General features: G+C 69.6%; 10 protein-coding genes. 2 read left to right on the forward strand and 8 right to left on the reverse strand.

Going from position 1 to position 11237, the window contains the following annotated elements:
* The first annotated feature begins 43 nt into the window (after positions 1–43).
* Complete coding sequence (locus A5622_RS15615; RefSeq protein ID WP_066879702.1) at positions 44–694, forward strand: TetR/AcrR family transcriptional regulator; 651 nt, start codon at positions 44–46, stop codon at positions 692–694.
* Positions 695–706: 12 nt separating this feature from the next.
* On the opposite strand, the gene A5622_RS15620 is transcribed toward A5622_RS15615, so the two are convergent.
* From A5622_RS15620 to A5622_RS15640, 5 genes are all read right to left on the reverse strand, one after another.
* On the reverse strand, positions 707–1795 hold the full coding sequence (locus A5622_RS15620) for a PDR/VanB family oxidoreductase (RefSeq protein ID WP_066879705.1): 1089 nt from the start codon (positions 1793–1795) through the stop codon (positions 707–709).
* Between the two features lie 11 nt (positions 1796–1806).
* Positions 1807–3564, reverse strand: a complete 1758-nt coding sequence (locus tag A5622_RS15625; RefSeq protein ID WP_066879708.1) for an SDR family oxidoreductase — start codon at positions 3562–3564, stop codon at positions 1807–1809.
* Positions 3564–4472, reverse strand: coding sequence for a metal-dependent hydrolase (locus A5622_RS15630; RefSeq protein ID WP_066879730.1), 909 nt, complete (start codon positions 4470–4472; stop codon positions 3564–3566). Before A5622_RS15630 ends, A5622_RS15625 begins: the two co-directional genes overlap by 1 nt.
* Before the next feature lie 136 nt (positions 4473–4608).
* On the reverse strand, positions 4609–6072 hold the full coding sequence (locus A5622_RS15635) for an NAD(P)/FAD-dependent oxidoreductase (protein WP_066879711.1): 1464 nt from the start codon (positions 6070–6072) through the stop codon (positions 4609–4611).
* A gap of 24 nt (positions 6073–6096) precedes the next feature.
* The gene (locus tag A5622_RS15640; RefSeq protein WP_066860903.1) at positions 6097–6558 is read right to left on the reverse strand and encodes an SRPBCC family protein; all 462 of its coding nucleotides are present in this window, start codon (positions 6556–6558) and stop codon (positions 6097–6099) included.
* Positions 6559–6648: 90 nt separating this feature from the next.
* On the opposite strand from A5622_RS15640, the gene ald reads away from it, so the two are divergent.
* Positions 6649–7764, forward strand: a complete 1116-nt coding sequence (ald, locus tag A5622_RS15645) for an alanine dehydrogenase (protein ID WP_066879714.1) — start codon at positions 6649–6651, stop codon at positions 7762–7764.
* Here ald and A5622_RS15650 read toward each other — a convergent pair.
* The 3 genes from A5622_RS15650 to A5622_RS15660 form a co-directional block, all read right to left on the reverse strand.
* Positions 7761–8786: a nitronate monooxygenase gene (locus tag A5622_RS15650; protein WP_066860909.1), complete on the reverse strand. Its 1026-nt coding sequence runs from the start codon at positions 8784–8786 to the stop codon at positions 7761–7763. The two genes, ald and A5622_RS15650, sit on opposite strands and share 4 nt — an antisense overlap.
* A 60-nt stretch (positions 8787–8846) precedes the next feature.
* Entirely contained in the window at positions 8847–10229 is a 1383-nt protein-coding gene (locus tag A5622_RS15655; protein ID WP_066879733.1) for a pitrilysin family protein, read from the reverse strand.
* Positions 10207–11237 (reverse strand): polyribonucleotide nucleotidyltransferase (locus A5622_RS15660; protein ID WP_082976067.1); only part of this gene is annotated, 1031 nt, incomplete at its 5' end. The genes A5622_RS15655 and A5622_RS15660, both read right to left, overlap by 23 nt.

Consider the following 11237-nt stretch of genomic DNA (forward strand, 5'->3'; position numbering starts at 1 on the left):
GAAACTCCTCGTCGGACCCGGCCGCAATGGATAAGATCGGCGGATGACCCCTCAGAGCAGCGCGGCCGGCGTCGCGGGCCGGCGCCCGAATCGGCGGGGCCATGCGACTCGCGAAAGCATGCTCGAGGCCGCGCTGCGCTCGCTGGCCTCCGGTGAACCCGGCTCGGTGTCGGCCAACCGCATCGCCAAGGACATCGGCGCGACCTGGGGCGCGGTGCAGTACCAGTTCGGCGACACCGACGGGTTCTGGGCCGCGGTGCTGCACCGCACCGCCGAACGGCGTGCCGCGACGTTCTCCACGCTGTCGACACCGGTCTCGCCGGACGCCCCGCTGCGCGAGCGTGTCGGCGCCATCATCGAAACCCTCTACCGCGGCCTGGCCTCGCCGGATTCACGCGCGATCGAGAACCTGCGGGCCGCGCTGCCGCGTGATCCCGACGAGCTCGAGCGGCTTTACCCGCGCACGGCCGCCGAGCTGTTCTCCTGGGGCAAGAGCTGGCTGGAAACCTGCCAGCACGCGTTCGCCGATTTGGCCGTCGATCCGGATCGGGTCCGCGAGGTCGCCGCCCTGATCCCCGGCGCGATGCGCGGGCTGGTGTCGGAACGTCAGCTGGGTTCCTATGCCGACCTCGACATGGCGCGCCGGGGCCTGACCAACGCGCTGGCCGCCTACCTCGAACAGTCCCGGCCGTAAGGCAGCGCCGCCTCAGGCGTCGATGACGATTCGCTCGCCGTCGGCCCGCGAGACGCACACCAGCATGCCGCCCTGCATTTCTTCCGAGCCCGTCGCGGCACGGCCGCGGTGATCCACCTGTCCGGCAAGCACTTTGACCCTGCAGGTCCCGCAGAATCCCTGTCGGCACGAGTAGGGCGTGGTCGGATCCCGATCCAGCATGACATCGAGCGCCGTCCGATTCGCCGGCACCGCGAGCACCTGCCGTGATCGCGCAAGCTCCAATTCGAACGGGGCCCCGTCGACGACGGGTGCCGGACTGAACCGCTCGTAATGCAGTGGAGCACCGGCATGTTCGTTGCGGGCGATCCGGACGGCCTCCAGCATGGCGCTGGGCCCGCACACGTAGACGGCGGTCGCCGGTCCCGCTCCGGCCAGCAGCTCCACCACGGTGGCGAAGCGGCCGCGCTCGTCGTCGGCCCACACCGTCACGCGATCCGGCCCCTGCGACACGACCTCGTCGAGCAGCGGCATGTACTCGCGGCTGCGGCCGGAATAGACTGCGCGCCAATCGATGCCGCGCTGCGCAGCCACCCGGATCATCGGCAGGATGGGCGTCACCCCGATGCCACCGATGACGAACAACACCTCGCGCTCGGCGGTGCCGAAGTAGAACGCATTGCGCGGCCCTTCGAACTCGCATGTGTCGCCCACGTCGAAGGACTCGTGCATCTCGATGGATCCGCCTCCGCCGTCGGCGATGCGGCGCACGGCGATCCGGTAATCGGTGCGGCGGCCGGGAGGACCGCACAACGAGTACTGCCGGCGCCGGCCCGAGGGCAGCAGAATGTCGATGTGTCCGCCGGGCGTCCAGGACGGAAGCAACCCCCCGTCGGGGTCGGCCAGGGTCAGCGCGACGACGTCCGGCGCGGCGAGTTCGCGCTTGGTCACCACCGCAGTCATCTTGCGCTGCACGGGCCGCACCCGCGACGGCGACCACCGGGAAACCGAGGCGAACCCTTCGAACACCGCCCGCACGCCCCACAACAGCGACCCGAAGCGGTCGTGCTGGCGCCGCCCGTACAGGTCGGCGGGCCTGCTGGCCCAAATGCTTTCCGGCACCGAAACAGTCCCTACTTCTGCCGAATGTCCAAGCGCGCGAACAATCGGATAGCCCCGGGGCTGATCCGCCGCATCGCGTAGCCGATGCGTGACTCCGCGGCGATCGGCAACACGGCCGGACCCGTCTTGACGGCCTTGACGATCGCCTTGGCGGTCGCCTCGGGGGTGAAGTTGCGGCGTCGGTAGGCGGCGTCGGCCTTGCCCCGCGCCCGCTCCTGCTGGTCGGCGGTCATCCCGGCGTAGATGGTGTTCTTGGCGATGTTGGTGTTGACGAATCCCGGGCACACCGCGGTGACGCCGATCCCCTCGTCGGCGAAGTCGGCGCGCAACGATTCGCTGAGCGCCAGCACGGCCGCCTTGGTGGTGCTGTAGGCGACCATGGATTTCGACGGCAGGAACGCCGCCGCCGATGCCACGTTGATGATCGTTCCGCCCTCGCCACGCTCGACCATCTGCGCCCCGAACGCCCGGCTGCCCGAGATGACGCCGCGGACGTTGACGCCCATGATGTCTTCCCAATTCGCCGAGCTCGTCTCCAGGAACCGGCCCGCCATGCCGATCCCGGCGTTGTTCACCAGGATGTCGACCACGCCGTGTTCGTTGCGCACCTGCGCGGCAAGGGCGTTCATGGCGGCCTCGTCGCTGACGTCGACCTGGTATACCGGAGCGTCGGCGCACGCGGCGCGCACCGCGTCGGCGGTCTCGTTGGCCGCGGCCAGATCACGATCGACGAGCACGATCTTGCGGGCACCGTGCCGGGCCAGCTCCACCGCCGTGGCCCGGCCGATCCCGGCCCCGCCGCCGGTGACCAGGGCCAGTTTGCCGCGCACCTCGCGCCGCTCGCCACGCACCTCGGTCGCACCGGCGCTGGTCGCGCCGGCGACGCTGCGGTCGACCCACTCGGTCGTCAGCCGGGCGATGACGTCGGGGCGTGATGTCACCACCCAGTGCCCACCCTCGATCTCGACCACCCTGCCGCCCTTGGGGATTGCGCCGGTGAACCGCTGCAGCGCGGGGGTCACGAAGACGTCCCGGCGCGGAACCAACGTCTGGACCGCGACGGAGGTCTCGGGGAGCGGGCGGCCGGGCGTCAACATCGGCGCCGGCATGTTCTGCCGGTACAGATCGAGCCCGTGCACATAATCGGTGATCGAACGCCTGGTGTCGTGGCGCTGGCTGAGCGTGCTCGACCGGCCGATACCCTCAAGAGCCTCAACGACTTTCACGCCGACCCGGGAGCGAAAGGACAGCTCCGGCACGCCCGGGCACAAAAAGAAAGCGATGTAGCCCGACGAGATCAATTGCCGGATGACGCGGGCCGCCGCGCGCGGGGTGCGCGCCGAGCGCAGGAACGCGCCGGCATAGGTCAGGTGCGGGCCCGAGATCGAGGTGAAGGAAGCGACTTTGCCCATCACCGAGGCGTCGGTGACGGCCGCCCATGCTTGGATCGACCCCCAGTCGTGGGCCAGCAGGTGCACCGGCCCGACGCCGAGGCTGTCGATCACCGCACTGATATCGCAGACCAGTTGCGCGAGAAGGTATCCGGATCTCTTTGCGGGACGGGCGGATTCGCCGGCCCCGCGCACGTCGTAGGCCACGACGTTGTAGGGCTTGCCGGCCAGCTCGTGCGCCACGCCGTCCCAGACATGGTGGTTATCGGGAAATCCGTGAATCGCCAGGATGGTCGGCCGCGCCGGGTCGATGTCGGTGTACCGGTGCACGGCCAGCGTGACGCCGTCGCTGGCAGTGATGGTCGAGGTGACAGTCATCAGTGCGAGGCGCGCGCGGCGGGTGAGACGGCCAGGTAGTCGACGGCGAGCCCCAGCCCGCCGAGCTGCGAGGGGTGGAAGCCGGGCCGGTAGTAGTTGCCGATGGCGCGGACGAACCGCAGCGGGCCAGGCACCAGGCCGCGGCGCGCGGCGGAGAAGTAGTCGCGCCAGCGCGGCTTGGTGCGCGGCGGCAGCTGGGGATCAAGCGAGTACATGAACCGCACGCCGCGAATCCACAGCAGCAGCATGGCGGGCGTCACGACCAGTTGGGCGCGCACCTGCCGCCAATAGCCGGCCTGTAGGTGCTTCATGGTGTCGAAGGCCACCGCCTTGTGTTCGACCTCTTCGGCGCCGTGCCAGCGCAGCATGTCGAGCATCACCGGATCGGTGCCGATCTGGTCGTGAGCCGGCGAGTCGAGGATCCACTCCCCCAGGATGGCGGTGTAGTGCTCGATGGCCGACACGAGCGAAACCTGCTCGAGCAGCCAGCTCTGCCGGCGGCGCTCGCTCCAGTGCGGCCGGGGCCCCAGCAGCTTGTCGAACAGCCACTTGATCTGGCCGGTGTAGGGCGTCAGGTCGATGTCGCGCGCGGCGAAGTGGGCGAGCACCTTCGCGTGCGCCTGCGAATGCACGGCCTCCTGGCCGATGAAGCCCTGCACATCCAGCCGCAGCTGGTCGTCCTTGATCAGCGGCAGCGTCTGCTTGAACACCTCGACGAAGAACTCTTCGCCGGCCGGCAGCAGCAGGTGCAGCACGTTGAGGACGTGGGTGGCGAACGGCTCACCCGGCACGTAGTGGAACGGCAGCTGCGACCAGTCGAAGTCGACATCGCGCGCCTCGAGCACCAGTCGCTCGTGGTCCAGCGACGCGTCGTGCGGACCCGCTGCCTGGTCGTCGATGGTCAGCATCATGCCCCCTACCTCGGCGTTTAGCCCTCGACCACGGTCTTGCAGTGGGCGCCGCCCGCCTTGCGGCGCGTCCCAAGTATAGGGACGCGACCCAGATATGCGAAACCGCCGGTACTGGGTTCTTTGGCGCGGTTCCTCAGCGGGCCGCGGCGTGCCGGCGCAGGTCGTACTGGCCGGGTTCGGGGTTCGCCAGCATCCGGCGGTGTTCGGCCGGCGTGAGGGGCCACACCTCGGGCACGCCGTCGTTGTTGAGGTACCAGCTGTTGCAGCCGGTGGTCCACACGGTGTCCGGCATCGCGGCGCGCAGCGTCGCGTTGAACCGCTCGGTCGCCGCGGCCGCCGGCTCCACCGTGTCGAATTCACGGCGGCGCCAGCGCTCGATCCAGCCCACGATGTGGTCGGCCTGCGATTCGGCCACCGTCGTCAGCGCCAGGTTCCCCACCGGGCTGTGCGGCCCCAGCATCATGAAGAAGTTGGGGAAGCCGGACAGCGCCACGGTCTGGTAGGCCCGCGGCCCGTCGCGCCAGACGTCGTCGGCGCGGATGCCGTCACGCCCGATCAGCTCCATCGGCCGGAAGAACGCGTGGGTGTCGAATCCGGTGGCGAGCACGATGACGTCCACCTCGTGGAGGACCCCGTCGGCGGTGACGATGCCGCGCTCATCGACATGGTCGATGCCCGCCGTCACCAGCTCGACGTCGTCGCGCTGCATCGCCCGGTAGAAGCCGTTCGACATCACCAGTCGTTTGCAGGCCGGCGTGTAGTCGGGGGTCAGGGCCCGCCGCAACTCGGGATCGCGGATTTCCCAGAGGCTGGCGCGGCACAGCGCCGCCATGATCTTGCGGCGCAGGCCCGGCTTGGTCAGTCCGACCGCGAAGTAGTCGTAGCCCAGGCTGTAGATGCGGTACGCCAACCCGTCGAGCCACGGCATCTTGCGCCGGGTGATCCCGGTGAAGCCGCTGTAGCGCGGGTTGGCCAGCCGCAGCACCCATTGCGCCGTGCGCTGGAACAGCGTGACCTGGCCGGCCACCCCGGCCAGCCCGCACACCAGCTGCACGCCCGTCGACCCGTTGCCGACCACCGCGACCCGGCGCCCACCCACGTCGACGCCGTGATCCCAGCGCGCCGAGTGAAACACATTGCCGCCGAAGGCATCCAAGCCCGGAATCGTTGGCAGTCGCGGGTGATGCAGCACGCCGGTGGCCGAGATCAAGAAGTCGACCTTGAATCCCTCCCCGGCAGCGGTGCGCACCACCCACCGGCCGTCGTCGAAACGGGCGTGGACGATCTCGGTGCCGAACCGAATCCGCCTCCGCAACCCGTAACGGTCGGCGATGTCACGGAAATAGGCCTGGATTTCGCCGCCGGGCGAGAACAGGTGCGACCAGTCGGGGTTGCGGGCAAAGCTGTATTGGTAGATGCGCGAGGGGATGTCGCAGACCAGCCCCGGATAGGTGTTATCCCGCCAGGTGCCGCCCACCTCGTCGGCCTTCTCATAAACGGTCACATCGCTGATACCGTTGCGCAGCAAGGTGATTGCGACGCACAGTCCGGACATGCCCGCTCCGATGACGGCTACGGCTGGGTCGCGTCGCGTCATCGAAACACTCCGGTGGTTCGTGGGCTAGTCGGTTTCGGCGCGCTGCTTGAGGCGCTGCAGCGTGAGCCGGATGTGCTCAGTGTTGGCGGTCACCCGATCGCTGACGCCGGTGGCCTTGCCGGCGACCTTGCGGAACCACCCGGGCCTGCGGTCCCAGGTGCTTTCGGTGACCTCACATCCGCCGTCGGCCGCGACGATGTCGTATTGCCAGCGGGCGACCGGAAAGATGGTGTGGCTCACGTCGAATGCGAAGCGGCGGCCCGGTTCGGCGTCGGTGACCGTGCACTTGGTGCTCCAGCGCCGGCTGCCGCTGCGGTTGTGGCCGACGAACACCGCGCCCGGCCGCACCGCGTCGCCTTTGCGCCATTCCATCGCCACCGCTTCCTCGGCCAGCTCGGCCAGCGTGGGCAGGTCGGTGATGAGCCGGTACACCTCGTCGGGCCGGGCCCCGATCCGCACGGTGGCCGTCACGCACGGGTCACTCATTCGCCGATCATATCCAGCAAACACCCAGCTTTTGCGCCGCTTACGAACTTTCTTCACACTTGACGGTGAACCGGCAACCGAGGGGCGATCATGCGAGTCGGCGTACCGACCGAGACCAAGACCAACGAGTTTCGGGTGGCCATCACCCCCGCCGGTGTCGCCGAGCTGACCCGCCGCGGCCATGACGTGCTGGTGCAGGCCGGCGCCGGGGAGGGGTCGGCGATCTCCGATGCCGAGTTCAAGGCCGCCGGGGCCGAACTGGCGGACACGGCCGAGCAGGTCTGGGGCGATGCCGATCTGCTGCTCAAGGTCAAAGAGCCGGTACCGACCGAGTATGACCTGTTGCGGCGCAACCAGATCCTGTTCACCTACCTGCATCTGGCCGCGTCGCGGGCGTGCACCGAGGCGCTGTTGGCATCCGGGACGACGTCGATCGCCTACGAGACGGTCCAAGCCGCCGACGGCACGCTGCCGTTGCTGGCCCCGATGAGCGAGGTCGCCGGCCGGCTGTCGGCTCAGGTGGGCGCCTATCACCTGATGCGGACCCACGGCGGGCGCGGGGTACTGATGGGCGGCGTGCCGGGCGTCAAACCCGCCGACGTCGTGGTCGTCGGCGCGGGGACCGCCGGCTATAACGCCGCGCGGGTCGCCGGCGGGATGGGTGCGGCAGTCACGGTTCTCGACGTCAACATCAACAAGCTGCGGCTGCTCGATGCGGAGTTCGGCGGCCAGGTCCGCACCCGCTACTCGTCGGCCTACGATTTGGAGGGCACCGTCAAGCGCGCCGACCTAGTCATCGGCGCCGTGCTACTGCCCGGCGCCAAGGCGCCCAAGCTGATCTCGAATTCCCTTGTCTCGCAGATGAAATCGGGCGCAGTGCTGGTCGACATCTCGATCGACCAGGGCGGCTGCTTCGAGGACTCCCGGCCGACCACGCACGATGATCCCACCTTCGCGGTGCACGACACGGTTTTCTACTGCGTGGCCAACATGCCCAGCGCGGTGCCCAAGACCTCGACGGTCGCGCTGACCAACGCGACCATGCCCTACGTGCTGGCGCTCGCCGACCGGGGCTGGCAGGCCGCATGCCGATCGGATCATGCTCTGGCCAAAGGCCTTTCGACGCACGACGGCGCCTTGCTGTCCGGGCAGGTGGCCACCGACCTCGGCCTGCCGTTCACCGACCCGGCCGGCGTTCTGGGCTAACTGGTGGCCGCGAGGCGGGCGATGATGTCCGCGGCGGGGCCGGCGCACGCGTGCTTGAACGAGGTCCCCGCCCACAGCGCCATCCCGTTGGGGTCTTCCATGGCGGCGGCCGCTTCCCGGATCGGTGAGGTCATCTGGTTGACCTCGGGGTAGCCCAGCGGCGCCACGTGATCGAGCATCCGGGTGAAGTCGTTCTCCAGCCCGCGCGCGTAGCGGCCCGAAAACGCCCGCGTGACAACGGTCGTCGCGAACAGCGGGTTCTTCAGGGCGACGCGGTGCGCCGCGTTGGTGCCCGCCTCGTCGGCCAGCAGCAACGCGGTGCCGACCTGGGCCGCCACCGCTCCCCTGCGCAGCGCCGCCCCGACCTCGTCGGCGGTGCCCAGCCCGCCCGCGGCGACGATCGGGACGTCGTGGGCGTGCCGGATGCGATCGATGAGCTGGTGCAGCGACTCGTTCGCGGGTTCCATGTCGGGGGCGAACGTGCCGCGGTGCCCGCCCGCGGCGGGACCCTGGACCACCAGGCTGTCCGCCCCGGCCGCGACAGCCACTCCCGCTTCGTAGGCCGATGTCACGGTGACCATCACCAGCAGGCCCAGCGCGCCCAGCCGCCGGATCACATCGGGCGGCGGCACACCGAAGGTGAACGACACCAGCTCGGGCCGGACGTCGGCCACCACCTCGAGCTTCTGCTCCCACTCGTCGTCATCGCCGTGCTGCGGGTGACCCACCTCCACCTGGTAATGCTCGGCGATTTCTTCGAGTTCGGCCGCGTAGTAGTGCAGGGCCACCCAATCGGCGACGCTGGGCTGGGGCACAAACAGATTCACCCCGAGCGGGCCGGTGGTGGCCTTGCGCGCCGCCGCGATGTCGTCGGCGAACTGCTCGGCGCTGCGGTGCCCGCCGGGGACGAAACCGAGCCCACCCGCATTGGACACCGCCGCGGCCAATGCGGGAGTGCCGGGCCCGCCGGCCATGGGGGCGCCCACGATGGGCACCATGATGTCCCAGAAGCCCAGTACCATTCGGCTAGTCCGTCGACGGCGAGCGCCGGCACGGCGCGAGTGAGGAGGCGGACATTTGAGCTAGCCTACCATCGCCCGAAGTTGTTGGGGCAGTGACCGTTTGGCGGCGTAGGGGCCCAGAACCGCGGCGCCGTAGCGCTGTCCGAGCAGCCGGCGGGCCACCGCGTTGACCTCCTCGACGGTCACCCGATCGATCTGCTGCAGCGTGTGCTCGATGCTGCGGTGTCTGCCGTAGTTGAGCTCGCTGCGGCCCAACCGGCTCATCCGCGAGCTGGAATCCTCCAGGCCGAGCACCAGCCCGCCGCGCAGCGATCCTTTGGCGATGCGGCATTCCGACTCGGTGATGCCGTCGCGCGCCACGGATTCGAGCACGGCGCTGGTCACCGCCATCACCTCGGCAAAGCGTTCCGGCTGGCAGGCCGCATACACCGACAGCGCACCGCTGTCGGCGAAGACGTCCACCGTCGAGTAGACCGAGTAGGCCAGCCCGCGCAGCTCGCGAACCTGCTGGAACAACCTCGAACTCAGGCCGCCGCCCAGCGCGGTGTTGAGCACCGACAGCGCCCACCGGTGCTCCCAGCCGCGCCCGGGCGTGCGCACGCCCAGCGACACGTGGGCCTGCTCGGCGTCCCGGTTGCCCAGCATCAGGACGGGACGGCCGGTGACCCGGCCGGACCCCTTGCGCGGCGCGATCGGGTCGCGCCCGCGGACCAGATGCGGCCCGAAGTGCTCGCGCACCAGCGCCACCACCTCGTCGTGGTCGACATTGCCGGCCACCGCGACCACCATCCGCTCCGGCGTGTAGCGCCGGACATGAAACGAGTGCAGCTGGTTTCGCGTCATCGACGTCACCGACTGCGCGGTGCCGATGACCGGACGGCCCACCGGATGGTCACCGAAGAGCGCGGACAGGAACATATCGCCGAGTGCGTCCTCGGGGTCGTCGTCGCGCATGGCGATCTCTTCGAGGACCACGTCGCGTTCCAGCTCGACGTCGCTGGCCGCGCAGCAGCCGTTGAGCACCACGTCGGCGACCAGGTCGACGGCCAGGGCCAGATCACTGTCGAGCACGTGCGCGTAGTAGCAGGTGTGCTCCTTGGCGGTGAACGCGTTCAACTCTCCCCCGACGGCGTCCATCGCCTGCGCGATGTCCACCGCCGTGCGGCTGGGGGTCGACTTGAACAGCAGGTGCTCGAGGAAGTGCGCGGCCCCGGCCACCGTCGCACCTTCGTCGCGCGAGCCGACGCCGACCCAGACCCCGACCGACGCGGAGCGCACCGAGGGCAGGTATTCGGTGACCACCCGCAAGCCGCCCGGCAGCGTGCTGCGCCGCAGCGCGGCCTGGGGTGCCGATTCCGCCTCAGCGGCCTCGCCCCGGCGCAAAGCGCCGGCCCGACCGGGACGCGTCCCGGTCGACGAGTCAGCTGCTCGCCGTCGCGGCATCGGCAGGTGCGGCCGCCGGAGCATCGGCGGGAGCCGAGTTGTCTTCCTCCACCAGAACCAGCGAGATCTTGCCGCGCTTGTCGATGTCGGCGATCTCCACGCGCAGCTTGTCGCCGACGTTCACCACGTCCTCGACCTTCGCGATCCGCTTGCCCTTACCGAGCTTGGAGATGTGCACCAGGCCGTCACGGCCGGGCAGCAGCGACACGAACGCACCGAAATCCGTTGTCTTGACCACGGTTCCGAGGAACCGCTCGCCGACCGTCGGCAACTGCGGGTTGGCGATGGCGTTGATCCGGTCGATCGCGGCCTGCGCCGAGGGCCCGTCGGTGGCGCCGACGAACACGGTGCCGTCGTCCTCGATGGAGATCTGCGCGCCGGTCTCCTCGGTGATCGCGTTGATCACCTTGCCCTTGGGGCCGATGACCTCGCCGATCTTGTCCACCGGGACCTTGATGGTGGTGACCCGCGGCGCGTAGGGGCTCATCTCGTCGGGTGCGTCGATGGCCTCGGCCATGACCTCGAGGATGGTCAGCCGGGCGTCCTTGGCCTGCCCCAGCGCGCCCGCCAGCACCTGCGACGGGATGCCGTCGAGCTTGGTGTCCAGCTGCAGCGCGGTGACGAAGTCCTTGGTGCCGGCGCACTTGAAGTCCATGTCGCCGAACGCGTCCTCGGCGCCCAGGATGTCGGTCAGGGTGACGAAGCGGCGCTCGGTGCGACCGTCGATCTCGACGTCGTCGGAGACCAGCCCCATCGCGATGCCGGCCACCGGCGCCCTGAGCGGCACACCGGCGTTGAGCAGCGACAGGGTGGACGCACAGACCGAACCCATCGACGTTGAGCCGTTGGAACCCAACGCCTCGGACACCTGACGGATGGCGTAGGGGAACTCCTCGACGCCGGGCAGCACCGGGATCAGGGCCCGCTCGGCCAGGGCGCCGTGCCCGATCTCGCGCCGCTTGGGCGAGCCCACCCGGCCGGTCTCGCCGGTGGAGAACGGCGGGAAGT

It is taken from the genome of Mycobacterium sp. 1245801.1, assembly GCF_001673055.1.
GTDB classification, from domain to species: Bacteria; Actinomycetota; Actinomycetes; order Mycobacteriales; family Mycobacteriaceae; genus Mycobacterium; species Mycobacterium europaeum_A.

What these genes read in the sequence shown, in the direction of transcription:
- A5622_RS15615 (WP_066879702.1), top strand. Translation starts at nt 44, where the DNA reads ATGACCCCTCAGAGCAGCGCGGCCGGCGTCGCGGGCCGGCGCCCGAAT.
- A5622_RS15625 (WP_066879708.1), bottom strand. Translation starts at nt 3,564, where the DNA reads ATGACTGTCACCTCGACCATCACTGCCAGCGACGGCGTCACGCTGGCC.
- A5622_RS15630 (WP_066879730.1), bottom strand. Translation starts at nt 4,472, where the DNA reads ATGCTGACCATCGACGACCAGGCAGCGGGTCCGCACGACGCGTCGCTG.
- A5622_RS15635 (WP_066879711.1), bottom strand. Translation starts at nt 6,072, where the DNA reads ATGACGCGACGCGACCCAGCCGTAGCCGTCATCGGAGCGGGCATGTCC.
- A5622_RS15640 (WP_066860903.1), bottom strand. Translation starts at nt 6,558, where the DNA reads ATGAGTGACCCGTGCGTGACGGCCACCGTGCGGATCGGGGCCCGGCCC.
- ald (WP_066879714.1), top strand. Translation starts at nt 6,649, where the DNA reads ATGCGAGTCGGCGTACCGACCGAGACCAAGACCAACGAGTTTCGGGTG.
- A5622_RS15650 (WP_066860909.1), bottom strand. Translation starts at nt 8,786, where the DNA reads ATGGTACTGGGCTTCTGGGACATCATGGTGCCCATCGTGGGCGCCCCC.
- A5622_RS15655 (WP_066879733.1), bottom strand. Translation starts at nt 10,229, where the DNA reads ATGCCGCGACGGCGAGCAGCTGACTCGTCGACCGGGACGCGTCCCGGT.